This window comes from Novosphingobium sp. 9 (genome assembly GCF_025340265.1).
Lineage (GTDB): Bacteria > Pseudomonadota > Alphaproteobacteria > Sphingomonadales > Sphingomonadaceae > Novosphingobium.
In genome coordinates this window covers 2,938,300-2,964,478 of sequence record NZ_CP022707.1, presented here as the reverse complement: position 1 = coordinate 2,964,478, position 26,179 = coordinate 2,938,300, and the positions used below count along the sequence as shown (strand labels likewise).

Genomic DNA, 26,179 nt, shown 5'->3' with positions numbered 1-26,179 from the left:
GGGAGAGGGCCGGTGCCGCCTCAAAAATGCCTCGCGGGGCATTTTTCAAACAGGCTCTGAGCGTTCTGACGCGAGGGGTACTGGAACGCCGCTGCCCCGCTTCCCATATCTGGCGAGGTAGGAGAACGAGCCAGATGACCGACAAGTTTACCCTCACCGACGAGGAATGGCGCGAGCGGCTGACGCCCGAGCAGTACCGCGTGCTGCGCCAGCAGGGGACCGAGCGTGCTTTCACCGGCAAGTACGAGAACAACGATCAGCAGGGCGTCTACCTTTGCGCCGGTTGCGGAACGCCGCTGTTCTCGTCGGGCACAAAGTACCATTCGGGCTGCGGCTGGCCGAGCTATACCGCGCCGGTCGACGGCGTCGCGGTAGAGGAACTGCGCGATACCTCGCACGGCATGATCCGCACCGAAGTGCGCTGCGCAACCTGCGAAGGGCACCTGGGGCATGTCTTCCCCGATGGTCCGGGGCCTGAGGGCCTGCGCTATTGCATCAACAGCGCTTCGCTCGATTTCGAGCCGGAAGACTGAGGAACTGACTCCGGGGCCGGGCTTCGGTTCGGTGCGGATCAATCAGCCTTAGAGGGCAGTCCGCACCGCTCTCGTGTTAAGCGCGGGTTACAAATCGCTGCGCCACGGTGTAGGGAGCCTGCGGACGCATCGGTCCGCCATTGGGATTTGCTTCTAGTCTATGGCCAACAATTCCGGCCGACGCGGCTCTTCGGAGAGCCCGTCCCCCAAGAATGCTTCCTCGAAGAAAGGTCGTCGCCCGCTCTGGCTGCGCATCGTGCGCGGTGTCGTGATGTGGGGCGTGGCGCTGTGCCTGCTCGCCGCGATCTTCCTGGGCACGGCGGTCTTCATCACCGAGCGTCAGCTTCCCGATTTCGACGCGCTCAAGAGCAGCCAGAACGGCCAGATGATCGTCGTGCGCGCGCGCGACGGCACCGAACTCGTCTCGCTCGGGCCGAGCTATGGCAAGTGGCTGTCGTTCGACGATATCCCGCCGATCATGCGCGAGGCGATGGTCTCGGTCGAGGATCGCCGCTTCTTCTCGCACCCCGGCGTGGACCCTTACGGCCTGGCGCGTGCGGTGTTCGTGGGCGTGGCCGAGGATCGCCGCTTCGCCGCGACCTCGACGATCACGCAGCAGCTCGCGCGCAACATCTTCCTGAACAACAACCGCAACTATGCCCGCAAGGCACGCGAAATGGTGCTGGCGCTGGCGCTGGAGCGCAAGTTCAGCAAGGATCAGATTCTCGAGTTGTACCTCAACAAGGTCTACTTCGGTGGCGGCGCCTACGGTATCGACGCGGCCAGCCGCAAGTTCTTCGGCCATCCCGGCACCAGCCTGTCGGTGGGCGAGGCGGCGATCATCGCAGGGCTCGTGAAGGCGCCGTCCAACTATTCGCCGACCGCCGATGTCGATGCCTCGATTCGGCGCGGCAAGGTCGTGCTGGGCACGATGGCCGATAACGGCGTGATCACGCCCGAGCAGGCGCAGGATATCGACCTCTCGCAGGTCAAGGTCGTGAAGGACCGCAACCAGAACTCGGTGCGCTACTTCACCGACTGGGCGCTGCCGCAACTCGACACGCTGCTGCCCGACAACGACGAGCCTATCGAGGTGTGGACCACGCTCGATCCCAAGCTCCAGCAGGCAGGCGCCAAGGCGGTGGAGGCCCGCGTGCCCGCAGGCGCGCAGGGCGCTCTCGTCAGTCTCGACAACGACGGCGCCGTGCTGGCGATGGTCGGCGGCACCGATTACGTGACCTCGAACTACAACCGCGCGACCAGCGCCGTGCGTCAGCCCGGTTCGTCATGGAAGCTGTTCGTCTACATGGCCGCGCTTGAAGCGGGATACACGCCGAGCGACGCGGTGGACGATGCGCCGATCACCATCGACGGCTGGAGCCCGCATAACGACGATGGCCGCTTTGCGGGCAAGATCGATATCCGCAGCGCCTTCGCCTATTCGAAGAACACCATCGCGGCCAAGCTGGGCAACGAGGTGGGCTTCGGCACGGTGGCGGCGATGGCGCGTCGCTTCGGCATCACCACCCAGATCAACACGCAGCCCGCGATGGTGCTGGGCACCTCCGAAGTGCGCGTGATCGACATGACCCGCGCCTTCGCCGAAGTCTCCGCCGGGGGCACTTCGGTCGAGCCCTATGGCATCACCAAGGTGACGACGACGAGCGGCAAGGTGCTGTATCAGCACCAGTCCACCCGTGGTCAGGTGCTGGTGCCGCCCTATGTCGCGGCGGGCATCACCGACCTGCTGCAATCCGCCGTCGCCACCGGCACGGGGCGTGCGGCCAACATCGGTCGCCCGGTCGCGGGCAAGACCGGCACTACCACCTCGAACAAGGACGGCTGGTTCCTGGGCTTCTCCAGCGGCGTCACCACCGGTGTGTGGATGGGGCGCGACGATGCCAAGCCGGTGCGCGGCCTGTGGGGCGGTACGGCGCCGGCCCGCGCATTCTCCGATTACATGAAGGTGGCGGTCGCCAATCGACCGGTCCAGCAGTTCCAGACGCAGCTCCAGCTGCCCGAATGGCAGCTCGAACCGGACGAGCAGAACCTGCAGGGCGATCCCAACGACTATTACTACACCGACGAGAACGGCAATCTCGTGCGCGGTCCGGGTAACGGGCAGGACGGCCAGCCGGGCGATGGTTCGCAGGGGCAGGGTGGGCAAGGCCAGGGCGGACAGGGCCAGCAGATGCAGTACGAGGACGGTACGGGGGCTTCGGCACCCGGTTACGGCCCGAACGGCTCGGGACAAGGCCCTTCCGCGCCGCCGACCTCAGCGGTGGGTGAAGACTTCCTCGACCGTGCGACCGGTCGTTCGGCCCCGTCGCACGGTGGCGGCGGCAGCCAGACGATGGTCGCGCCGCGCCCGGTCGGCGGACGCCCGGCATCGCCTGCCGCCACGCCCACCGCGCGGCCCACGGGCGCCGTGCGGAACGGCAGTGGCAACAGCGGCTACAACGACGGCTACTGACGCTCTCGCTGCCCTTCGGGTGAAACCGGGGGCAGCTTGAGAATGAGAGACGAAAAAAGGCCCCGCCGGAGATATCCGGCGGGGCCTTTTTTCATGCGAAGGGCAGGAGCGGGGAGGTTGCCTTCCCGCTCCTGTCGCGGATTACTTGCCGTCGCTCAGGCGGAACGGCACGAAGATCGGCTGCTGGCCGCGCGGCTTGACGCGCAGCAGGATGGCCGAGCGGCCATCGGCCTTCACGGCCTTGATCGCGTTTTCGAGATCGACCTTGGTCGCGACGTCCTGCCCGTTGGCGCTCTGCACGATGAACCCGCGCGAGAGGCCCTTCTGACCGGCATCCGAGTTGGGATCGACAGCGACCACGACGAGGCCCTTGGCGGTTTCCGAAACGCCCAGCTGACGCGCAATGTTGGCGGTTAGCGGGGTTACCGAGAAGCCGAGGGCATTCTCGATGACGCCCTTGGCCATCTGCTGCGGCGGGTTGTTGTAAGCATCGTCGCTGTTGTCGGCGCTGTCGTCGTCGCCGAAGGTCTGCTGCTGCAGGTCTTCCTCGCTCGGGCGCTTGGCGACCGTGAGGTTGAGCGTCTGCTTGCGGCCGTTGCGGATAACGTCGACCGGGATGCGGCTGCCCGGCGCCGTGTTGGCGACGAGGAACGACAGCGACTGGTCGGGGGTGACGTCCTTGCCGTTGACGGCGGTGACGACGTCGCCTGCCTGCATGCCGCCCTTCGCTGCCGGGCCATCGGGCTCGACGCTCTGGATGAATTCGCCCTTGTTGTGGGGCAGGCCCAGCGAATCGGCCATGTCCTCGCTGATCGGCTGGATGCGCACGCCCAGATAGCCGCGCTCGATCGCCTCGCCCTTGATGAGCTTCTGGACGATCGGGGCTGCGGTTTCCGCCGGGATGGCAAAGCCGATGCCGACGCTGCCGCCGGTGGGCGAGAAGATCGCGTTGTTGATGCCGATGACATTGCCCTGCATGTCGAACATCGGGCCGCCCGAGTTGCCCCGGTTGATCGCCGCGTCGGTCTGCAGATAGCGGTCGTAGGCGGTGTTCTGGCCGGTATTGCGATAGACCGCCGAGACGATCCCCGCCGTTACCGTGCCGCCCAGCCCGAAGGGGTTGCCGATGGCGATGATCCAGTCACCCACGCGCGCCTTCGAACTGTCGCCGAACTTGACGAACGGGAAGGGCTTGGTGCCGGTGATCTTGAGCACGGCAAGGTCCGATGCGGCGTCCTTGCCGATCAGCTTGGCCGGGTACTCGGTGCCGTCGGGCATGGTGACGGTGATCGATTCGACCTGTCCCTTGCCGTCGGCGGTGATGACGTGGTTGTTCGTCACGATGTAGCCATCGGATGAGATGATGAAGCCCGAGCCGAGCGACTGCGCCTCACGCGTCTGCGGGGCGCTGTTGCCACCGCCGTTGCCGCCACCGAACAGCCCCTCGAACGGGGTGCCCGCGAACGGGTTGGAGCCGTCGCCCCCGCCGCTGGAGACCTGGATCTTCTGGCGGGTGGAGATGTTGACCACGGCCGGCGCAAGCTGCGCGGTGAGGTCGGCGAAGCTGGCAGGCGCACCGGCACGCGGGACCACGTGGGCCATCTGGCTCTGCTCGTTCTGGGCGACTTGCGCACCGGCTGGGTAGCCGGTCACGAGCGTGGCGGTGGCGCCTCCCAGCAGGAGAGCGGTGGTCAATCCGTAAGCGTATCGCACTGGCTTCACGTCCTTTGATTCCTCCGTAGCGGCGGCAACCGCGCACCGTGTTCCGTTGGACAACGGTTGTGACGGTATCGGCTTAACCGGTATTGAATGGCGCGGTTCCGCTGAAATTTCGTGGCAAGGGACCATTTTCATCCGGGCATGGCAACCCGGATGAAGGGTCAGGGCTGCTGAAAGTGCTTCAGATAGGCGCTGTCGGGCGAAAGCAGGATGGTGGCAGAACTGTCATCCTGCGCGAAGGCATAGTCGTAGCTCTGCATCGCACGATAGAAATCATAGAACTGCGGGTCCTGACCGAAGGCCTTGGCGTAGATGGCGCTGGCCTGCGCCTCGGCATCGGCGCGGATGATCTGCGCGTCCTTCTGGCCCTCGGCGGTGATCGTCTTGGCCTCTTCCTGCCGTGCTGCGCTCATGCGGTCGAACGCACTCTGGAGCGCACCGTCGGGAAGATCGGCGCGCTTGATGCGCACGTCCACCACTTGCGCGCCGTACTGGCGTGCCTCGCGGTCGAGCCCGGCGCGGATGTTTTCCATCGCCTGCCCGCGCTCTGCCGTGAGCAGCGACTGGAACGTGCGGTTGCCCAGTTCCTGGCGCAGCACCGAGGTGAGGATCGGTTCAAGCTGGTCCGCCACCCGCTCGGTGGTGCCTGCGGTCAGCACCATCTTGACCGGATCGACCACGCGAAACCGCGCATAGGCATCGACGTTCAGCCGCTGCTGATCGGTCGAAAGCACCTGCTGCTGCTCCATGTCGACCGAGAGCAGCCGCTTGTCGATCCGCTCTACGTGGTCGACCAGCGGGATGCGCAGGGCGAGGCCGAAACTGCTCTGGCCCAGCGCTTCTCCGGGCCGGTAGGGGTTGATCACGGCAACGGCGTGGCCATTGCGCACGATGACCGCCTGCTGGTTTTCGGGCACCTCGATCACGCTGGACATCGCGGCGATGACCACGATGGCGCCGCCGAGCAGCCAGCCCCAGTGTCGCGAGAGTCCGGTGGGGAAGGAAGCGGCGGTCACTGGGCATCTCCCGAGGAAGCGGCGGGGGCATCAGCCGGGGGCGCCGGCTTCTTCGGGGCAGGCAGCGGCAGGTAGGGCACGGCGCCATGGCCGTCCTTGCCCTCGTCGATCACCGCGCCGTTCTTGCGCAGCACGCGCTCCATGGTTTCGTACCACATGCGCCGCTTGGTCACTTCCGGGGCGAGCTTGTACTCGGCATATTCCTTGTTGAAGGCTTCTGCGGCGCCCTGTGCGCCTGCCAGCAACTGCTGCGACCAGGCGCGCGCGTTCGAGCGGTCGCGCTCGGCACCCTGCTGTGCCACCGTGACCTGCTGGAAGGCATCGACAACCTTGGCCGGCGGATCGGCCTTCTTGATTTCCACGCCCTGGATCAGCACGCCTGCGTGATAGCTGTCGAGCACCCGCTGCATGCGATCGCGCACGCTGTCCTCGACCTGGCCGCGTCCGGCGCCGGTCAGCAGGGAATCGAGGCCTATCTGCGCGATCGAGGCGCGCATCGAGGCTTCGGCCACTTCGCGAACGGTGTCCTGCGGGTCGGCGATCTGGAACGAATAATCGCGCAGGTTCTTGATGTTCCAGCGCACCAGATAGGTAAGGTCCACAAGGTTCTTGTCGCTGGTGAGCATCAGCATCTCGGATTCGCCCTCGGGGATCGAATCGATCTTGATGCTGGTGACGTCGGTCACGGCAACCTGTTCGACCGGCCAGGGGAGCGTCAGCGAGACGCCGGGGCCGAGCGTGCGCGAATAGCGCCCGAACTGGGTGACGATGCCCTCTTCCTTCTGGCCCACCACATGAATGCTGGAGGCGGCCGCCACGGCGATCACTGCGGCGCCGATGGCCCAGGGGATCCAGCGCGCAGCGAGTTCGGGGCGCATGGGAAACTGCGGCAGCGAAGGGCCGCGATTGCCGCCGCCGGGCGCGGACGGGCGCTGCGCGTTGCGGTTGCCGCTGTCGCGGCCACGGAAGATATCGTCGAGGCCGGGGCCTTTGCGCGACGGCGTGCCGGTGGGCAGCCAGGGGTTGCGCGGCCCGCGTTGTTCCGGGGCCTTGGACGGAGGAGGGCTGCGATCCTCGGGCGCCCCGCTGTCTGGCGCCTCATCCGCGCCGACTTCGGGGTCGGCGCTGTCGCCGGGCTCTTGCGCGTGATCGTCGCCGTCGTTTCGCGATCCGTCACCGCCGTTGTCCGAGGAACCTCCCCAGGGACTGCGCCGTCCGGTCATCGCAAGAACACCGCGCGCCATCGCTCCACCTAATCCTGTCATCCGGTCTCTATAGGAACCGTTGGGGCACAAAAACAGAGGCTCTCTTGTCCTTTTTGATCCACTGGGCCACGGCAGCCGCAAGGATGCGCATGTCCGGCGGTTCGGATCGCTGCCGATATGCGCTTGCGAGGCAAGGCGCGCTGGAGGTGTTGTGGCAGGCGAACGGGACGAAAACACGGAAGTTTTGCTGAAGGCGAAACTGCCTGCGGAGGCTGCCGCACGCCTGCAATCGCTGCGTGCGGTCGATGGCGTGGTGACGCTGGTGCTCGATGGCGAGGGGCTGGACGAGCGAGCCGCCGTCCGTCTCGAACAGGCCACGCGTGCGGCACTGGCGCAGGTTCCCGGCGTGACCGAACTGCGGGTCGCCATGATGGGCGAGCGTCGCCCGCAACCCACAGGGCCGCGCATCATCGCGGTCGCCTCGGGCAAGGGCGGGGTCGGCAAGTCCACCGTCTCGGCCAATCTGGCGGTGGCGCTGGCGCGTCGGGGCCTGCGTGTCGGACTGGTCGATGCCGATATTCAGGGGCCGTCGCAGGCGCGGCTGCTGGGGGCCGAGAACGAGCGTCCGGTCGCGCACGACAAGCGGCTGGTTCCCGTGGCGAGCCGCTGGGGCGTGCCGATGCTGTCGATGGCGCAACTGGCGGGCGCGGGCGAGGCGATCGCCTGGCGCGGCTCGATGGTGGCAGGCGCGATGGTCAAGATGCTGGAAGCGCACTGGGATCATGCCGAAGTGCTGATCGTGGACCTGCCGCCCGGCACCGGCGATATCCAGCTGACGCTGGCCAAGCAGTTCCCGCCCTCCGGCATCGTGATCGTCTCGACCCCGCAGGATCTCGCGCTGATCGACGCTGCGCGCGCCACCGGGCTGTTCCGTAAGCTGGGCGTGCCGATCGTCGGCCTGATCGAGAACATGGCGGGCTATGCCTGCCCGCACTGCGGCGAGGTGAGCGATCCGTTCGGCTGCGGCGGGGCGGAAGCCTCGGCGGCCGAACAGGGGCTCGATTTCCTGGGACGCATCCCGCTCGACATCGCGATCCGGCGCCAGAGCGACGAAGGCGTTCCGGTGGCGGCGGGCGACGGTGCGCAGGCCGAGGCTTTCGCCGCGCTGGCGGCCCGCGTGGCGGACTGGCTGGAGACGCAAAGTCCAGATGTACAGGCTCCTGACACGTCCGAAGGCGCCCGCTGATGGCGCCGACCCGGCGCGGCGTGCTGATCGGGGCGCTCGCCGGGGGCGGGCTGGCGCTGGGCTTCGTGCTGCGCCCGCGCCGCTTTCCATTGCCCCTGAAGGCCGGGCCGGATCAGTTCGCCTTCGATGCCTGGCTCAAGATCGATACGCAGGGCGTCGTCACCGTGGCGGTGCCGCAGGTCGAGATGGGGCAGGGGATCACCACGGTCCTGCCGCAGATCGTCGCGGCGGAACTGGGGGCGGACTGGCGGCAGATCGCGGTCGAGCCCGCGCCGCCCAGCGCGCTCTATGCCAACACCGTGCTGGCGGCGGAATGGGCGCCGCTGTGGATGCCGACCGGCCCGCGTATCGCCGATGCGCTGGCGGGCGATCCGGTGGACCTGCTGACGCGCCGCTGGGCACAGGACAATCGCTTCGATGTGACGGCGGACGGCACCGCGCTCGCGGCCTACGAGGCGCCCGCACGCGCTGCCGGAGCTATCGCGCGCAGCCTGTTGACGCAGGCTGCGGCGGCGCGCTGGGGCGTCACGCCCGAAGAGTGCGCGGTCGCCGGTGGCCTTGTGACCTATGGCGACAAGGCGCTCTCGTTCGGATTGCTGGCCGAAGCGGCAGCGGGGCTGACGCCACCCTCGCCACCGCCGCTGCAGAGCGATCCCGAGGCCGAAAGCCCCGAGGAATTTCCGCCCGGCGCCCCCTTGCGCCATCCGCGCCTCGATCTGCCCGCCAAAGTCGATGGCTCGTGGACGTTCGCGGGCGATATCCGCCTGCCCGACATGCTGTTCGCCGCGATCCGCCACGGACCGCTGGGGGTGGCGCAGATCGCTGGCCTCGATGAACAGGCGGGCAAGGGCCTGAAGGGCTTCGTCCGTTTCGTCGAAGGGGCAGACTGGGTGGCGGCGGTCGCCCGTGACTGGTGGACCGCCGAGCAGGCGCTCCAGCGTGCCGCACCGCATTTCAGGGTTTCGCACGCCGCCGATGGCGATGCGATCGACCTCGCGCTCGATGCCGCGATGACGCGCGGCGATCCGCACCGCATCCACCTTCAGGGCGATGCGGAAGCGGTGTCGGGCGGCCTGCCGGTCCAGCTGCGCTACGAGGTCGCCCCGGCGCTCCACGCCACCATCGAGACCGCCAGCGCCACTGCGCGGCTGGACGAGGATGGGCGGCTGGAGCTGTGGATCGGCACGCAGGCGCCCGAGGCTGCGCGCCGTGCTGCGGCGAAGGCGGCGGGCGTGGGAGCAGGCGATGTCGTGCTCTATCCCATGCCTATCGGCGGCAGTTTCGACCGGCGGCTGGAATTTGCGCAAGGGGCCGAAGTCGCGACTATCGCCAAAGCCGTCGGCAAGCCGGTGCAGCTTACATGGTCGCGGCGACAGGAGCATGTCGCGGGCCTGCCGCGCACGCCTGCGGTGGCGGTCATGGCTGCACGGCCCGATGGCGATGGCCAGATCACCGCCTGGCGCGCCCGCATCGCCGTGCCCGCCACCGCGCGCGAATTCGGCGAGCGGCTGTTCGGGGCGCAATCTCCCGCCGATGCCGCGCGCGCGGTGCAGGGCGTTGCCGATCCGCTGGCGCTGTCCGGCGCAGTGCCGGGCTACGACATCGCCAACCTCGCCGTCGATCACGTGCCCGCCGCGCTCGACCTGCCGACCGGACGGATGCGCGGCAATGCCCATGGCTACACCGCCTTTTTCAACGAGTGCTTCGTCGATGAACTCGCCCACCGTGCCGGGTGCGAGCCGCTGAGCTATCGCATGGCGATGCTGGGCGGCGATCCGCGCATGGCCGAGTGCCTCCAGCGCGTCTCCTCGCTGGCGAACTGGGACGGCGGCAGCGACAACAGCGGACAGGGCATCGCCTGCCATCGTATCGGCGATGCGCGCATCGGGGAGGGCCGGATCGCCCTTGTCGCCCGTGTCCGCCGCGACGAGGGCGGCGTGCGCGTCGATGCGCTGAGCGCGGTGGTCGATATCGGGCGGATCGTGAATATCGACATTGCGCGCCAGCAGATCGAGGGCGGCCTGATCTTCGGCCTGGGCCTCGCGCTCGGCAGTGCGGGCAGCTGGACGCAAGGGTGGCCGGATGCCGACAGGCTCTCGGCGCTCGCGGTGCCTGCGCTGAAGGACTGTCCGCAGATCGATGTGGGCTTTGTCACCAGCACGCAGCCGCCTGCCGATCCGGGCGAACTGGGCGTCGCGGTCGCCGCCCCTGCCATTGCCAATGCCCTGTTCTCCGCAACCGGGCTGCGTCTGCGGCGTTTGCCGCTCTTTGCCGAGGATGCCTGAGCGTGCCGAACCCTACTCTCCCTGCCGATCATCCGCCGCTCAAGGCGCCGCGCGTGGGCGTTCTGCTGGTCAATCTGGGCACGCCCGATGCGCCGACGCCGCAGGCGGTGCGCCGCTATCTGGCCGAGTTCCTTTCCGATCCGCGCGTGATCGAGATCCCGGCTGTCGTCTGGAAGCCGATCCTGCACGGGGTGATCCTGCGCACCCGACCGGCCAAGTCGGCGCATGCCTATGCGCAAGTGTGGACGGACAAGGGCTCGCCGCTCGCCGCGATCACGGCGGCGCAGGCAGAGGCCTTGCAGGCGCGGTTGGGGGCGGAGGTGATGGTCGACTGGGCGATGCGCTACGGCAATCCCTCGATCCCCTCGCGGATGGAGGCGATGCGCAGCGCGGGCTGTGAGCGTATCCTGATCGCGCCGCTCTATCCGCAATATTGCGCGGCGACGACCGCCTCGGTGATGGACGCAGTGGGCACGGCGCTCGGTTCCATGCGCTGGCAGCCCGCCCTGCGCACGCTGCCATCGTACTATGACGCCCCGGCCCACATCGACGCGCTGGCAACCGATCTGGGCGCGCAGCTGGCAGCGCTTCCCGAATTGCCCGAGGCACTGCTGCTCTCGTTCCACGGCATGCCCGAGCGGACGCTGAAGCTGGGCGATCCCTATCACTGCCATTGCCTCAAGACGGCCCGCCTGCTGCAGGAGCGCCTGTCCGCGCGCTTTCCCGCGCTGGAGATCCGTCATGCGTTCCAGTCGCGATTTGGCCGGGCCAGATGGCTGGAGCCTTCGACAGAGGCGGTGCTGGCCGAGATGGCCCACGGCGGCACGCGGCGACTCGCGATTGCGGCACCCGGTTTTTCCGCCGATTGCGTCGAAACGCTGGAAGAACTGGCGATCCGGGGAAGGGAAGTCTTCCTCGAATCCGGGGGTGAAAGTTTTGTAACCCTTTCCTGCCTCAATGCTTCCGAGGCGGGTATGGACATGTTGCAGGCTCTTGTTCGCAATGAACTTTCCGGGTGGCTCTGACCCGCTCCGAACGTGCCTTACAGACTACTACGTAGTTTCTTGACTTGATCGCTTTTTGTTCCGATCCTGTTCTTGTTGGCAGGGGAGTCGAAGGCGATGTATTCAGGGCAGCGTGAATTCGATCAGGATTTTTCGGCAAGCAGCGCGGCAGACTTTGCCTACGGTCGATCCGGAGGTGGGGGCGGGGGCGGTGGCTCCGGCAGCGGTGCGTTGCGGGATGACGTGTCGGTGGCGATCTTCGCGGATCGCGCTGCACTGCGCGCCACATTGCGGGACGATCTGGGCGCCGCTGGCCTTGCGGTACGCCGCGTGGGGTCGCTGGACGATCTGCTTCGCGCGGACTGTGCGCTCAGCGATGTGGTTCTGGTGGACTGTCCCGCCATCGCCGCGCGCAATCTGGCGGCGTTGTGTGAGTTGGACATGCGGGCAGCACAGGCCAGGACGCAGCTGATCGTATCCACCAATGCCGCAGCGCTTGACGATGTATTCGCCTGTTTCGACCAGTCGTGTGCGCAGATTCTCGTCGATCCCGATCGCGCTGAGCGGGTTCTCGCGCTGGGGCGGGTGCTGGCGGCCATCCCGAAGGCGGGCGTGCGCGAACTGTCGGAAGATGACAGGCTGATGATCCTGCGCCTGACGGAGCAGGTGGGGATGATCGCCGGACGCATCGAAAATCTGGCGCCGGGGGGCGCGGGGGACGCCCGTGATCCTGCCCGGACGGCTCCGGTGGCACCACCTCCCGGTCAATCGGGGGACGACGGCCTGCAGGCGCGGCAGCCAGCCTTGCCCGAAGCGCGGGTGGTGCGCCGTGTCATCCGGCAGCGACAGCTGCGCGGGCGCTTCATAGACGCCGCCCTGTTCGCCGATCCCGCCTGGGACATGCTGCTCGACCTTACGGCAGCGCGTGCCGAGGGTGGGCGGGTTTCCGTCACGTCGCTGTGCATCGCCGCGGCCGTCCCGCCGACGACGGCCCTGCGATGGATCGGCCAGATGGTCGAGGCGGGGCTGTTCGTGCGAACGTGTGACGATGCGGACCGTCGCCGGGCCTTCATCGAGTTGAGCGACAGCTGTGCAGAGGCAATGGCCCGTTATTTTGTCGAGATCGCCTGATCCGGTTTTTCGGCCTCTCGATGCGCTATGTAGGCAGGCCGGGTGTGAGGCTGGCTTTATTTCGAGATACCAAGGGCTCGATGATTACCCACTCCCGATCCGTCAGTGCATAGCGTCGCCGTGCCATCTAACCCTCCGATATGCAGGGCTCTGAGTCAGGATAGCCGTCAAACCTCAAGCGATTTTATGAGTTTATGCCCTAGGACGTAGACTCATTATCCAGCGCACCAGATGCGAGCGCATATGAGCTTGACGGCGGCGAGGTAGTTTTCGGGACACTTGTCGTAGCGGGTGGCGATGCCTCGGAAGTGTTTGATGTGATTGAAGAAGCGTTCGACGAGATTGCGCTGGCGATAGACCCAGCCCGAGAAGGCGAAGCGCTGCTTGCGGTTGGATCGTGCCGGGATGTTGGCCCAAACATTCTTGCGGGCGGCAGCCTCCCGGATGGCGTTGCTGTCGTAGCCTTTGTCGCCGAGTAGTGTCGCGCCTTCGAGTACAGTCTCAAGCAGGGCTTCGGCTTCCTGGCTGTCGTGAACCTGGCCTCCGGTCAGGCGCAGGGCGACGGGACGACCATCAGCGTCAACGAGGGCATGGATTTTGCTCGTGAGACCGCCTCGGGAACGTCCCATGCCGCGATCTCCAGTTCCCCTTTTTTACCCGTCGCACCGTGCTGGTGGACGCGGACGCAACTGGAATCGATCATCACGATCTCACTCGCGAAAGCGGCGGAGACCGCAACGAGCAGCCGGTCCCACACCCCGGCTTTGCGCCAACGGACGAACCGGTTGCAGCAGGTCGTGGAAGGTCCATAGCGTTCGGGTATCTCCACCCATGGCGAGCCGGTACGGAAACGCCAAAGGATGCCGTTCAAAACCCGTCGGTCATCAACTCGGGGAACGCCACGCGGCTTGTTGGGCAGCAAGGGCTCGATAATCGCCCATTCTCCATCCGTCAGTTCGTAGCGCCGCCGTGCCATCAAGCCTCCATTGCAATGGAAAGCCTGAATCACGTGAGACGGAAAACTTCAAGCCAGCTTGGAAATTTACGCCTTAGAGCGGATTTCGACCGGTATGAATCGGTAGGGATTCCCTACGATAGCGTTTTGTGATTCATAATCCGTGCTGGTGAAGGAGGCTGGCATGGATGGGTCATCCGCTTTCGATGGATTTGCGCTCGCGGCTTTTGGCAGCGATCGATAACGGATTGAGTTGCCGGGCGGCGGCGGCGCGATTTGGTGTTGCCCCCTCGACGGCGATCCGCTGGCATGCACTTCGGCGCGACACGGGCGCCTTTGCCGCCAAACCGCAAGGCGGTGATGTGCGTTCGCGCCGGATCGAGGAACGAGCGGCGGAAGTCCTCGCTGTCTGGGAGGCGCGGAAGGACATTTCGCTGGAAGAACTACGGGTGGATCTGGCCGCAGCCGGACTGATCGTCTCGGTAGCGGGACTTCATCGGTTTTTTGTACGTCGGGGCATGACGCGCAAAAAAAGACTGGCCATGCAATCGAGCAGGACCGTCCCGACGTCCTGAAGCAGCGGCATGATTGGTTCGAGGGGCAGGTCGACCTCGAACCAGGACGCCTGGTCTTCATCGATGAAACCTGGACCGCCACCAACATGACCCGCAGCCATGGCCGCTGTGCCAAAGGCGAGCGACTGCGGATGGGTTTCCCTCACGGGCACCGCAAGACCACTACGCTGGTCGCGGCTCTGCGCATGACGGGCATGGTCGCACCGATGGTACTGGACGGTCCCATCAACGGCGATTGGTTCGAGGCCTACGTGGCCCAGGTTCTCGTACCTGAACTGCGGCCAGGTGACATCGTCATAATGGACAATCTGTCGAGCCATAAGCGTCCGGCTGTCCGGGATCGGATCGAAGCAGCAGGTGCGACACTGCGCTTCCTTCCGCCCTACAGCCCGGACTTCAATCCGATCGAGAAGGCTTTCTCCCGCCTCAAGGCCCTCCTAAGGAAAATCGGGGAGCGAACAGTCAGCGGTCTGTGGAGCCTCATCGGAAAGCTCGTCGACATCTTCCAACCCGCCGAATGCGCCAATTACTTCAGCTCTTGCGGATATGATCCAGACTGATCGAAATCCGCTCTAAAAGTTCTGCGGCAGACCTTTGGAGATATCCCGCAGGCAGGACCGTGGTGGAGTGAATTTTCTACAGCTTGTGCGAACTTACTGGATTGGGCTTCTGCAGGAATTTTTCATGCTGAGGCTGTTGTAATGATGGTGTTTTGGACTTTGCCTTTTGCAATGTTGCTGGGCATAGACCAAAGGAATGACGGTTCTACGGGGCTGCGTAAATTTGTGCGCATTTGCGCTGCTGCTTGGTTGCCCCTTGTTCCTTGCATCGTTTGGGCAGTGATTTACCCTGGATTGTTGCGTCGGGCGCCAGATAGCTATGTGCTGTTGATGGTTGTTCCACTTGCAATCGGATTAACGCGAATTGCGATCTCAGCCAAAGGCATATTCAATCATCGCCATATAACGATACGCGACAGTGTTGACGCCGATGCCCTTTTGGCGGGGCATGAAGGTGGCGCGACTTGTACCCACGGATGACCGCTTATGGCATGGGTGCATACAACGCGGTTATATCTCCACCTGTCCTGCGCGTGTTCATCGGGCGGTATTTGCTCAGCCACGGCAGCAGACGCGCATCGTGGAAGCGGGCGAAGTAAGGTTCCATCCAGCTAAGCGCCGATGCAGTCTCGGACGGTTCCTGTTCAAAGCCGGTCAGCGATTGGAAAACGGATTTGTCCGCAAGGGCGCGAAGATTGAGGTCGATCAGTTTCTTGAGGCGCCCATCGTTGTAGGCGTATGCGGAAATACCATTGGTTTCTCCCGCTTCCGCCAGCATGATGAGGGGCTGCATGGCAAACATGTGGTAGCTGGCGGCCCGATTGCGACGTGCGAGCTCGAGGGGGAGAGTCCCGTCATCGCGGATCTGATCCACTCCAGTTCGGAAACAGTCCATGCCCCATTCCAGCAAGGAACGATCTCCTGTTGCAATCCCGGCTGCGGCTACGCTCCAACCCGCCCAGTAGAGGTGGTTGTTCTTGCGGCTATTGAGATCTGGATCACGGGAAAAGTCAGATTTTGCGGCAATCGCCAGTTTGTGAAGCCAATCAACAACTCGCGCCTGCTTTTCGGGGTCGAGGTGTGCATGCGAAATCTTGAGGAAGGTGGTGGCAAACGTGCCCAGTTCCCACTTCCTGACGGATTCACCCTGCCGATTGATTTTTCCCAAAAGAGCGTTACCGCGTGCCCATTCATCGAGCCACTCCAGCGCGCAAGAGGCGTCAAAATCCGCTGTGGATTTTGCTTCGACATAATGATCCGCGCGCTTGGTGACCGCATTGGCAAAGCTGGTGACCGGAGCGGTGTCCGCCAGATACTGCGCGTCTGCCTCTGCGTTTATTACAGTACTGTTTGTCTTGTTGTGTTCCCCATACTTGCTGACAGTTTCCATGTCTCGCACCGCAGGAGGGATGGGGCTGCACGGCTTGCCTGCCTTCTGGCGAGGAAGCTCTAAAGGGCTGGCCAAGGCAGGATAGAGGTTTCCAGGCCTCCAGTCTTGGGCTTGGGCTGGTAGGAAGAAACCGAATTGGATCGTGCTTAGCGCAATTAACGTCCGATTTCGCACTATAAATCCTCCAATATTCTAATTTTATTTATAACAATGGAGATTATGAAAATGATGCTCCACAAGCTATCGGCTAATAGTCGATATCGGATTTGGTTCGGCTTGGGCGTTCCTGTAACGGCCTGTCTCGCTGCAGCGATCGGCCCGGTGGTTTGGCAGGCAGTGTCCGGCAGTAACGAATCCGTGAAACAAGTTGTTTCTGTGCTATCCCCTCTGCAAGCTGCCAATGCCCAGCCGCTGGGTGAGCCGAGCATCTCAACCGATTGGGCTGCACCTGCCAAAAATCGCCTTGTGATGTGCGATGCGGCGCGCGATCCTAAATCTTACAAATTTCCCGGCGTGCAGGTTGTTGAGGAGGAAAATGGCTGGCTGTTCCGGCGTATGGAACTGTCCGCACAGTTTGGTTTTTCGGATGAACGGATTCATGACCTTGTCCGGGAACTCAACGGGCGATTGGCGCGCAACGGTACACGGTTGATCATTCTGTTGACGCCACCTCGTATGGTATTGGCAAAAAAACACCTTGCATTTCTTCCTGATGGGCAGAGCAGGGCTGAGCAAGTTGAGAAACGATATAGGGTTATGCTCGCCCAATTAAGGGCCGATGGCGCGCTTGTTCCCGATATTCTCGGTGAGGCTGACCGCAGCGGGACTTCCCGTGATCAACTTACGGATCCAGGCGATATCCATTGGACGCCAGTTGGTGCCCTGATGGCAGCGAGGGCGATCGCGCGCATCGTAAGAGCAGATCCTCGCGTGCAGCAAGTAAGTCCCGTCTCCTATCATTTTTCACGCAGCGGCTCTCCCGTCATTCTCGAAGGGCTGACCCGGTCGGTGAACGACATTTGCGGTTCACATATCCCTTATCCGCAGGTGCGAAGCTATGATGTGCCACAGCGAGTGGGGGCAGGGCAGTCGCTGCTAAGCAAGGACAACACGTTATCCTTGGTGGTTTTGGGAACGAGTTTTTCTGCGCTGGACCATCGGTATAATTTTTCTGGCTTTCTGGGGCAGGCAACAGGGCTGGACGTGACCAATCTGTCGGTAATTGGCGGCGGGGTGGACGAAGCTTTGGGTCAGTACCTGTCTTCCGGCGCGCTGGAGAAAGACAAGCCCGCTTACATAATCTGGGAGTTTACGCCTACAGATTTGCCGCGTGATACGAGTATTGCGGTTTTGCGCGGATTGACAGGTCGCGCCTGCTCGAACGGCCTAAGCTCAAATGTTTCTTTTGATCCTGGGGAAAGTACGGCGTTCGGCGGGGGGCAACTTCAGAAGGTGTCGGCCGGCGCAGCGACGATATCGCTTAGTAGCGACAACGCCGCACTCAAGAAGTTCACCATTCGCACCCGCGGGTTCGACGGCAGCGCGCAAAGCTTTGACTTCGACTTTGAGCGGTCAGCCAGTCCGCCACGTGATTTCAAGCTCAGATTGCCTACGTTGTCAGGCGTTGAAGCGATTACCATTCAGCCCGCAACGATGATTGCGGGTAAAATCAAGGCCAGTTTATGTAATTCTACTACCTGAGGGGGCATCTTTCATATGCGTTACCATTTTTGGCCCGCCGCAAGCTTTGCGGCGCTCAGCGTGGTGCCTGTTGCTCACGTGCATGCACAAGCGGTCGCAAGTCTGTGTGTCGTACCAAAGGCTGCCAATGTGGCTGGTCGTGTCGGGAACCGGGCGGTCGTGACTTCCAAAGATCCGCTGCAACGTCGCTTGCAAGCGGCCGATGCCTTACGGGCGCAGGGGCAGGATGGTGCAGCGGAGGCGGCCTATCGTGCATTGGCGCGTGTGCCTGAGGAGCGGAGGCAAGTGGCTCGCCGAGCGCGCCTCAGGCTTGCGCAGTACGCGCTAGCGCGTTCGGATTATGACGAGGCTGACGTCCTGGTTCGTTCCAGCATGGCGCCCGGAAGCAGTAAGGCAATTCGTCAGCAGACCTCGTATATTTTGCGCCGTACAGAATATGAACGAAGTCGAAATGCTGCATCGGCAGCGATGAAGGCTGTAGACGATAGGCGCAGAAAAGGGGCGCCGCTTACAACTCTTTTGGCAGACTATTCTCGGCTGGTTGAATTACCCTGTCCTTACCCACCCGACTTTCGGGTACGTGCGCATGAACGCCTTTCCGAAGTGAGGGCGGCATCGGGGGATTACCCTATTGCTCATCGAGAGCTTGATCTCGCGGAGCAGGCCATCCCGGCTGGCCTTTCCGATGGAGGGGCGGGGCTGAAGCAAAGATTGTTTCAGGATCGTGCTAACCTGAGGGTGGATGAACTTGTTGCACGCGCAGACAGTTTGGCCGTGACTGATCCTGTGCCAGCAAAGGCGCTCTATGCAGATTTTCTGGCGTCTCCGGGCATACCGGCTCCTTCGCCGAACAAGCTGATGCGGGTGCATCTCAAGCTTGCGGACCTGGAGGCGGACACCGGAAACTTCGCTGCAGCGCGAGCCCAGGTGGACGGGGCCTCACGCTTGCTTGCATCTGATGACGAGCAGGGGCGTCAAGGGCTGGCTCAGCAGCGAATAGATATAGATGCTCTGGAAATGTATGCCGGTTCGGATGCAGCGCGATCAAGTGACTCTACAGCGCAGCGTGCTTTCCTGAGCCGTATTCTGGCTATGGCCCCCCACCATCGCCTTCGCTAGTTCTTCGTGTCCATTTACGATTGGCCGATAGTCTCGCAAGGGATCATCAATTTGCCGAGGCGCGTCGTGAGCTTGATATGGCGGCAAAGGTGTTCTCATCCGATCCGGTGGCTAAAGCACGGATATCGACGGCAAGAGAAGGTATTGGGCAGCGCGAAGTCGATGTGCGGGCAGGCGATCGCCTCGATGCTCTGCGTATTTCCAGAGGATCGTCGCCTCATTCTGCTATCGCAGGTATGCGCGATTTGCAGCATACGAGCCCGCCTGTCTCGCCGAAAGTCCAGGATAATGTGCGGTTGACATTGGCCGATACGCTCCGGCGCGAGGGCTATTATGACGATGCGCGATCGCTTCTTGCCTCACCGGCCGCCGCGCTGGACGACGATGGTATCACTCACCGTACGGCAAACCTTCAGGCGCAGTTGGATGCTGATACGCCTGCGCAGACGCTGCATGGTCGTATCTCGATGGGCACTTACTACGACACCAACGCCCCAACTCTTGTTAGTGAATTACGGACGGACCAGAATGACACTGGATATCCGATTGATCGGAAATTCGACGATGGTGTTCTCGAATTGCGGGGGCATCTGACGCACACGGCACGATTGAACAGCAATTACGACTATTGGCGAACCGATCTTGATGCGACGCGTACAGTCCAGTTTGATCTCACCAATCTTGATAGGACCATGGCAGGCGTCGCTACAGGGCCCGTGTTCAATCTGCCGGATCAGCGCCTGCTGTTGTCGGTGGCAGGTCGGTTCAACTGGGAGCAGCGAGGTGGCAATTTTCTACGCGACTATTACGGGCTCGATGTGGGTGTAGAGCGCAAATTTTCCGATACCGTGACCGGGCAAGTGGATCTGAGCGCGCTACACAATAATGACACGCGAACTGGCCTGGATGGGGATTACTATGACATCGCCGTAGGAGCCGCGATTGGGGTTGGTGGCCATTCGCGGGTTATCCCGAGGTCGGCTTCCAAATCCGCAATCTGGATGACAACGCGTATGATTCGAAACGGTATTCCATTCGCTTAGGGTACGATGGCCGATGGGGAGTGCCGGATTTCGAATACGGGTTTGCCATAAGGCCGCGGATGCAGTGGATCGAGTACGACGAACCGCGTGAAACCGGCGATCGTCATGATACCAAGTTCGATGTTACCGCGCAGGCGTTTGCCAGGTTCAATCAGAAGTATCGAGTGACGCTGGAGTACCGTCATATCAATACCAATTCGAACCTGGCCGGAAGCGACAGGCTGCCGGATGATCGGGTTGGAGTGTCCCTTACGTATGAGTTTTGACGCGTTGGCAGTGCTATGCAGCCTTCAGAGATGAGACTAGAGAGATCGGCATGACTGAAATCGAAGCAATAGCACCTACCGTCGCCGCGATCATGGAGCAGAGCGGCGTGGCATTTGGAACCAGCGGTGCACGCGGTCTTGTCTCAGCGATGACAGACCGGGTTTGCTATGCCTACACGCAAGGTTTTCTGTCTTATTTGACGGAAATCGGCGAGTTCACGGCGGGAGACAGTGTCGCTCTCGCCGGCGATTTACGCCCCTCCACGCCCCGTATTCTGGCGGCCTGTGCAGCCGCGATTGTTGACGCTGGCGGCGTGCCGGTATTCTGTGGCTTTGTGCCGACGCCGGCCATGGCGCTTTATGCCCTGGATCAGCGGATCGCATCTTTGATGGTGACGGGCAGCCATATTCCGGCGGACCGCAACGGCATCAAGTTCTATCGACCTATCGGTGAAGTGTTGAAGTCCGATGAGGGCGGTATGAAGCGGCAGTCGGTCAATTTTCCGGCGGGGCGGTTCGATCACGATGGCATGCTGTCGCTTCCGTCTGACTTGCCTGAGCCCGTCGATGTGCTCGAAGCTTATGTGGCGCGTTATCGTGAGTTCTTCGGTGAGGACGCGTTAAAAGGGCGCCGGATTGGTGTCTATCAGCATTCTGCGGTGGGGCGTGACATGCTCGTCCGGATTTTTGAAGAACTGGGCGCGCGGGTTACGCCGCTTGGCCGTGCGGAAACGTTCGTGCCTGTCGATACCGAGGCGGTTCGTCCTGAGGATAAGGTGCTGGCTGCACAGTGGTCTGAAGCGCAGGGGTTCGATGCCATTGCTTCTACCGATGGCGATTCCGACCGCCCGCTGCTTGCCGACGAGAACGGCATATGGTTGCGCGGTGATGTGCTGGGCATCTTGTGTGCGCTGCAATTGAAGGCTGAAACGGTGGTTACGCCTGTGTCCAGTAACACGGCGCTGGAGCGTTCAGGGCAATTCGTCAGATGTGAGCGGACGAAGATTGGATCACCTTATGTGATCGCGGAAATGCAGAATGCAGGGAATGTCGGGGCGGGAATGGTATGCGGTTATGAAGCCAATGGAGGCTTCCTGCTGCAGACAGCAGTTCGAGCCGGAAGGAAGGTGCTGACTGCTCTGCCGACGCGTGATGCGGTTTTGCCGATAGTTGCTGCTCTAGTAGCAGCAAAAGGCGCTCCACTGAGCGAACTGGTGGGAACACTTCCCCTTCGTGTGACGTATTCGGACCGGATCGAGAACGTGCCGCCATCAAGAAGTCAGGCCTTGTTTTCCCGGCTTCTGGATGGGGTGAGCGATTTGGAAAGGTTGTCGGCGATTGATGGTGTCTTCTCTGATTTCGCAGGGTGCGCGACAGAGATCGACTTGACCGATGGGCTGCGCATCTCATTCGCATCGGGGGGCATTATACATTTGCGGGCATCGGGTAACGCGCCGGAGCTTCGCTGTTATACCGAGGCTGATACGGAAAAAGAGGCCATCCGGTTGAACGGATTGACGCTTGAGGTGCTGCATACCTTGTTGGGATGACGCCGATCCTGTTGTGGCTACAGAAATGGCCTTGACTGGAAATGCATGCCAAACCGCTGAGGTGTTGACATACTCCACCTTAGGAATGCCCAACAGTCTCGTGTTCAGAGTGTCAAATTGGACACCATAATACATACTGCGGACGGTGAGAAATCCCACCGTCCGCAGCCGGATGGTAATCGATCAGAGCATATAGAAGTCCGAAGCAGTCAGGTGCTGACCGGGCTGGACCGTGGCGAACAGGACGGCGTTGTGGCTGCCGTTGCCGTCATCATCATAGTAGACCTTGCCTTGAGCCTGGTCGTAGATGATCCGATCGGAAGCATCATGTGCCGCTGTGCCCGCATAGAAGGCGTCAGCCTGAAGCGCGCCTGCAGGCCCGGCCTTGGCGAAGATTGCCGTAGACAGGTAGAACTTGTCCTTGTCCAAACTGGAAAAGTCCGTGAGGGTATCTACGTTATTCTTTCCATCGAGTGCCGTATCGAAAATGAAGCGATCACGCCCTGCACCGCCGGTCAGGGTATCGTTGCCGGCGCCGCCGCGCAGATTGTCCGAGCCGTCACCGCCATCGAGTGCATCGTTGCCGCCTTCGCCATATAGTTGGTCGTCACCTGCGCCGCCGCTTATGATGTTGGCTGCATCGTTTCCTTTGAGGGAGTTGTTCAAGGCATTGCCGGATACGTCGATTGCCTTGTCGCCACGAAGATCGGCATCCTCGACATTGTCGAACAGGTGAAACGATACGGTGCTGACCACCTGATCGCGTCCGGCGTTGACCTGTTCGATCACCTGAGCGTTAACGTCAGTGATGTAGTAACGATCATCGCCACCGAAGCCTTCCAGAATATCCGCGCCGCCGCGTCCCAGCATGGCATCGTCGTGGGAAGTGCCGAGCAGGTGTTCGGCGTCGGTTGTTCCGTAGATGCTGATGGTGCCGGTCGCGGCCATATCGGTCTGAGTGGTCAAGCTCGCGAGTTGCGAGCTGGAGACCTGGTTGTCATTGAGCACCAGACCGTTCAGGCCGCTACCGGCGGTGTGGCCGAAATCCAGACCATAGTAAGATACTACGCCGTCGCCGGTCCCCTGGGTTTCGTTGACGCCGAGGTAGACCCCGGCCTTGAAATAGAGTGTGTCACTTTGCCAGACTTTGTTGACGTCGATGCTAGATGTGTAAAGCGTGCCATCGGCATAGACGCCCACAGTCATGTGGTCGCCCTTGGCGGTGATAACATAGGAAAACTTTTCACCTATTGATACCGAAGGACGGTTCCCATCTGCATCGGTGAAATCATAACGCAGTTCGGTGTTCTTGGCGCCGGCAAGATCATTTTTATAATAGACCGTGCCATTGTCCCAGTAGAGGCGGATCAGTTCATCCGATGCACCATGGATTTGGGCTACGACCATTTTACCGGCCTGTCCGTTCTTCAGTGTAGGTGCCCCGTCGACCGAGAGCGTCCCCGTCATGGTGCCGCCCTGCTTGAGGGTCCATGCGGCGCGATCTGAACCGGTGCTTTCACGCAGTTCGGAGCGGGCGTACTTTGTACCCTTCGAAACGGCACCATCTACAGAAGCAGTGAAGGTCATGGCTCCATCGGAGGCCGAATAGAACCACTTTGACTGGTAGCCTGCGAGGCTCTTGAGTTCGCTGGCGGTGCCGGAGGTGCCACCGGCGTTGTCGATTGGCAAGGTGATGTACCATTTGCTCAGGTGGAAGAGATCACTGTTAGTCGTCATTTTGCGTCCCCGTATTCGTTTGCAGGCCCGCAGAATGAAGGGAACTTGCTTTCGCCAAGCTGTTTTTATCGTTGGGTGTTTATCCCTATCCCAGGTGATCTTCCATTTTGGAGCAAGATCGGGTCGTAGGTCCGATTGCTGATGCGGGACGGCACAGCTCTTGTGTCGGAGGCTATGTGTGTGATTCGATCCGGTTTTGACGGCGTGGAGCACAGCATGATCCGGTGGATGGCGTGGGTCGGATTTCTCGTGGAGTGGCTAGGGAGGCGCCAGTAAGGTGCATCCAAAACCGATGCGATCGCGAAGTTCATTCGGAGTGTTGTGGGGAATTACGCTGTGCCGTGGACAGGCAGAGGCGTCTCTATCTTCTAGATCCCGGCAGATAAAGGCTGTCCCCCAACATTGAGAGCAGCTGTCGGTTGGGTGTGTTTCCAGGTGTCCGCATGCCGTACAGATTGCAAAGACGTGAGGTGGCCGTTTGGGGTAAGCCGGTGGTTCGTGAGCATAGGCATCGAAATCGGAAGTTGGCGGGTTCTTCATCAGTCGGTGATCTCCTGGAGACGATAAACTGGAGGTGGCAAGTTTATCCTGCCCCTACGTTGCAGATTTCCGGTTTGCTCTTTCGTGTCGAGCATTGAAATCAATCGATGGCGCGAAAGGCAATAGAGCGATGCTCGCGGCTTCGCCGTGGCCATGATCCTGGCTGCTATGTGTAGTCGCGCAGGACGACATATACCTTTCCGAAGATCAACGCGGTTTGATCATTGCTCAAGATATGGTGCAGGCTGTCTGTTCGCTAGAGGAAGTCAACCCACTATCGCTCCGAAACCAACGTTGAAGTGCTTCGCTGCTAGGAGAACATTGTTAGGATCGCAAAGGAGAGTGGTTGGGCGTTTGGTTTGTTGAATTTTCTCTTCTGAACAGAGTGAGGTCACAATAAGTGACGATCAGAAGAGAGTGGCCAATATCCAGCTGTTCGCATCAATTTCTGCATTATGATGGAGAATAAAGATGATGGTATGTTCTAGTAGTGGGGCGTTAGGGGCGGGCGTTGGAAGCGTCGCTTTTCCATGGAAAAATGCTTTGCTGTCGGTCCTTCTGCTTGGAGCGGCGGCGTGTGGAGGTGGCACTAAATCGACGGAGGCGACATCAATTGATGATCAGGCTGTCGGGATGCCTTCGGCCGGTACGGATGACCAAGTTGCCGCACTCGATAAACTGGCACGGGATGCGGTTGCGAATGGCGATGCTCCGGCTGCTATATCGTCATCAGAGCGATGAGGTGCGGTGGCGGATTGAATCGCCTCGGGATTGTTGGAGGTCTCAGGTGTTTGGTCCCATCGTTTACGGCACACACGAATAGAGGCAGCTGCTGTCAATCAGCAAATGCTTCAAAGCTACCAGAAATGAGGGATTTTTTCAGTCTCTGGCGAACTTCGCCAGTTTGAAGTTTGCCTCTGAGAGGCAAAAATGGAGGCCGAGCCGGAATCGAATTGGCGATATAAGCGTCTAATATAATGATGTTTTCTTTTGATGGAAATTTCTCGTCCATCAACGGAACCATCAAGTTTTATTTTTATCCGGGTTCTATTCCCAAAGCCGGAATCGAACTCTTTTTTGGGCTGATTCGCGAATCGCCCTTTCCTTTATCGGCTCAATTCAAATGGTCGTTAATGTCTTCCGCTGAGCAATTTAAGTTGCGATGAGGTGGGCTCGGCGCCACCAGCGGCCCGGACCATGCTGAAGACGGCAGGTCCGGGCTCACTGAGATCACTTGAAGCGAATGCCCACGCCGGCCATCAGGCGCTGGCGAGACGTGTCGCCGTGATAGTTCGAGTAAACGTACTGGACGTTCATATAGACCGGCGCCGGCCCCTGCGTAACGGTGTACTCGACGCCGCCGCCAACCTGGTAACCATCGGCATTGTAGTGATCGTACACGAGCTGGTCGCCAGTCGGACCGTCGATGCGGCGACGCTGCTCACCATTCACGTAGCCTGCCTTACCGAATACGAGCAGTTGGGGGGTGACGAGATAGCCGGCACGCACCGCAGCGCCCCATTCCTGAAACGCTTTGTGGCAAATGCTGTTGCCATCGTTCAGACCCTTGCAATTTTCATTGCCGTTGCCCGGATTCCAGTAACTGCCCTCTGCACCGATCACGACACGCTCGCCAATGGTGCCGTCGAACCCGACGGTGCCGCCATAACCAAACTTGTCATTGTGATCGCCTTCCGACTGGAAGCGATCGCCGCCGACGTTGCCTTCGATGCGGATGCCGCGGAACGACGTCCCGTTCGAGCTTACTGCCTCGCTGCTCGTCGATGCGTCGTCCTGCGCCATTGCAGGCTGAGCCGCAAAGCCAGCCACGATTGTCGCCGCCAGCGCGAGAGTTTGAATTTTCATGATATGTCTCCTGCTTTTTTGTCGGCAGGACAAGCGGCGAGACCCTAAGCCGGTTTCAGAGAAATCAACCGATTCCCAAGATCCGGATCATCTGTTGCAGTTATGCAACTTCTTCTGTTGCCTCGTCCAACTAGCGCACAGGCTCACCGCGTACCTTGTTAAAAGCGAGCGCGGATGAGGTTATTGGCTGAGAAATCCTTGTCATAGCGTTCGGAGAGGCGCGGGTAACCGCTTGCCTGGGATTGAAAAGGCTTCGCTGCTCGCA

At 61.6% G+C, this 26,179-nt stretch carries 21 protein-coding genes; 13 read left to right on the top strand and 8 right to left on the bottom strand.

The genetic code is table 11. The features are described from left to right. Positions 1-134: 134 nt before the first annotated feature. Together msrB and CI805_RS14445 are read left to right on the top strand one after the other, a co-directional pair. Positions 135-533, top strand: coding sequence for a peptide-methionine (R)-S-oxide reductase MsrB (gene msrB / locus CI805_RS14450; RefSeq protein ID WP_260924727.1), 399 nt, complete (start codon positions 135-137; stop codon positions 531-533). Positions 534-693: 160 nt separating this feature from the next. After that, positions 694-3,006, top strand: coding sequence for a transglycosylase domain-containing protein (locus CI805_RS14445; protein WP_260924725.1), 2,313 nt, complete (start codon positions 694-696; stop codon positions 3,004-3,006). Between the two features lie 141 nt (positions 3,007-3,147). Here the strand turns inward: CI805_RS14445 and CI805_RS14440 are convergent, their stop codons facing one another. The 3 genes from CI805_RS14440 to hflK form a co-directional block, all read right to left on the bottom strand. Beyond that, complete coding sequence (locus CI805_RS14440) at positions 3,148-4,719, bottom strand: Do family serine endopeptidase (protein ID WP_260927996.1); 1,572 nt, start codon at positions 4,717-4,719, stop codon at positions 3,148-3,150. 167 nt (positions 4,720-4,886) lie between these two features. After that, the gene (hflC, locus tag CI805_RS14435; RefSeq protein WP_260927995.1) at positions 4,887-5,660 is read right to left on the bottom strand and encodes a protease modulator HflC; all 774 of its coding nucleotides are present in this window, start codon (positions 5,658-5,660) and stop codon (positions 4,887-4,889) included. Between the two features lie 77 nt (positions 5,661-5,737). Then, entirely contained in the window at positions 5,738-6,985 is a 1,248-nt protein-coding gene (gene hflK / locus CI805_RS14430; RefSeq protein ID WP_260924723.1) for a protease modulator HflK, read from the bottom strand. A gap of 205 nt (positions 6,986-7,190) precedes the next feature. Here hflK and CI805_RS14425 point away from each other — a divergent pair, with 205 nt between their 5' ends. The 4 genes from CI805_RS14425 to CI805_RS14410 all read left to right on the top strand — a co-directional run bounded on the left by CI805_RS14425 (position 7,191) and on the right by CI805_RS14410 (position 12,612). Next, the gene (locus CI805_RS14425) at positions 7,191-8,192 is read left to right on the top strand and encodes an Mrp/NBP35 family ATP-binding protein (protein WP_260924721.1); all 1,002 of its coding nucleotides are present in this window, start codon (positions 7,191-7,193) and stop codon (positions 8,190-8,192) included. Then, positions 8,192-10,477: a molybdopterin cofactor-binding domain-containing protein gene (locus tag CI805_RS14420; protein WP_260924719.1), complete on the top strand. Its 2,286-nt coding sequence runs from the start codon at positions 8,192-8,194 to the stop codon at positions 10,475-10,477. Before CI805_RS14425 ends, CI805_RS14420 begins: the two co-directional genes overlap by 1 nt. 2 nt (positions 10,478-10,479) lie before the next feature. After that, the gene (gene hemH / locus CI805_RS14415) at positions 10,480-11,502 is read left to right on the top strand and encodes a ferrochelatase (RefSeq protein ID WP_260924718.1); all 1,023 of its coding nucleotides are present in this window, start codon (positions 10,480-10,482) and stop codon (positions 11,500-11,502) included. A gap of 96 nt (positions 11,503-11,598) precedes the next feature. Next, positions 11,599-12,612: a MarR family transcriptional regulator gene (locus tag CI805_RS14410; protein WP_260924715.1), complete on the top strand. Its 1,014-nt coding sequence runs from the start codon at positions 11,599-11,601 to the stop codon at positions 12,610-12,612. Positions 12,613-12,827: 215 nt separating this feature from the next. Here CI805_RS14410 and CI805_RS14405 read toward each other — a convergent pair. After that, positions 12,828-13,588 (bottom strand): IS5 family transposase gene (locus tag CI805_RS14405; RefSeq protein WP_260924713.1). Its coding sequence is split into 2 segments (ribosomal slippage): positions 12,828-13,252 and positions 13,252-13,588, totalling 762 coding nucleotides; the frame shifts between segments, so codons are not numbered across the junction. A 167-nt stretch (positions 13,589-13,755) separates the two neighbouring features. Between CI805_RS14405 and CI805_RS14400 the strand changes: the two genes are divergently transcribed. Next, a protein-coding gene (locus CI805_RS14400) for an IS630 family transposase (protein WP_260923236.1) occupies positions 13,756-14,702 on the top strand; the annotation gives its coding sequence in 2 pieces (ribosomal slippage) (positions 13,756-14,092 and positions 14,092-14,702; 948 coding nt in all). Positions 14,703-14,843: 141 nt separating this feature from the next. Then, the gene (locus CI805_RS14395; RefSeq protein ID WP_260924711.1) at positions 14,844-15,182 is read left to right on the top strand and encodes a hypothetical protein; all 339 of its coding nucleotides are present in this window, start codon (positions 14,844-14,846) and stop codon (positions 15,180-15,182) included. Positions 15,183-15,186: 4 nt separating this feature from the next. On the opposite strand, the gene CI805_RS14390 is transcribed toward CI805_RS14395, so the two are convergent. Next, positions 15,187-16,092 carry an alginate lyase family protein gene (locus CI805_RS14390; RefSeq protein ID WP_260924708.1) on the bottom strand — a complete coding sequence of 302 codons (906 nt, stop codon included), beginning with the start codon at positions 16,090-16,092 and terminating at the stop codon, positions 15,187-15,189. Positions 16,093-16,317: 225 nt separating this feature from the next. On the opposite strand from CI805_RS14390, the gene CI805_RS14385 reads away from it, so the two are divergent. From CI805_RS14385 to CI805_RS14365, 5 genes are all read left to right on the top strand, one after another. Further along, the gene (locus CI805_RS14385) at positions 16,318-17,793 is read left to right on the top strand and encodes an alginate O-acetyltransferase AlgX-related protein (protein WP_260924706.1); all 1,476 of its coding nucleotides are present in this window, start codon (positions 16,318-16,320) and stop codon (positions 17,791-17,793) included. Positions 17,794-17,952: 159 nt separating this feature from the next. Continuing rightward, entirely contained in the window at positions 17,953-18,912 is a 960-nt protein-coding gene (locus CI805_RS14380; RefSeq protein WP_260924704.1) for a hypothetical protein, read from the top strand. Between the two features lie 20 nt (positions 18,913-18,932). Further along, on the top strand, positions 18,933-19,955 hold the full coding sequence (locus tag CI805_RS14375; protein WP_260924702.1) for a hypothetical protein: 1,023 nt from the start codon (positions 18,933-18,935) through the stop codon (positions 19,953-19,955). 59 nt (positions 19,956-20,014) lie between these two features. Further along, complete coding sequence (locus CI805_RS14370) at positions 20,015-20,221, top strand: hypothetical protein (protein ID WP_260924692.1); 207 nt, start codon at positions 20,015-20,017, stop codon at positions 20,219-20,221. A gap of 50 nt (positions 20,222-20,271) precedes the next feature. Next, positions 20,272-21,771 (top strand): phosphomannomutase, encoded by a 1,500-nt coding sequence (locus CI805_RS14365; protein ID WP_260924690.1) that lies wholly within the window; start codon positions 20,272-20,274, stop codon positions 21,769-21,771. Between the two features lie 183 nt (positions 21,772-21,954). Here CI805_RS14365 and CI805_RS14360 read toward each other — a convergent pair whose 3' ends face one another. From CI805_RS14360 to CI805_RS14350, 3 genes are all read right to left on the bottom strand, one after another. Beyond that, the gene (locus CI805_RS14360) at positions 21,955-23,508 is read right to left on the bottom strand and encodes a polysaccharide lyase family 7 protein (RefSeq protein WP_260924688.1); all 1,554 of its coding nucleotides are present in this window, start codon (positions 23,506-23,508) and stop codon (positions 21,955-21,957) included. 1,375 nt (positions 23,509-24,883) lie between these two features. Further along, entirely contained in the window at positions 24,884-25,060 is a 177-nt protein-coding gene (locus CI805_RS14355; RefSeq protein WP_260924686.1) for a hypothetical protein, read from the bottom strand. 218 nt (positions 25,061-25,278) lie between these two features. Then, positions 25,279-25,914: an outer membrane protein gene (locus tag CI805_RS14350; RefSeq protein WP_260924685.1), complete on the bottom strand. Its 636-nt coding sequence runs from the start codon at positions 25,912-25,914 to the stop codon at positions 25,279-25,281. Positions 25,915-26,179 lie beyond the last annotated feature (265 nt).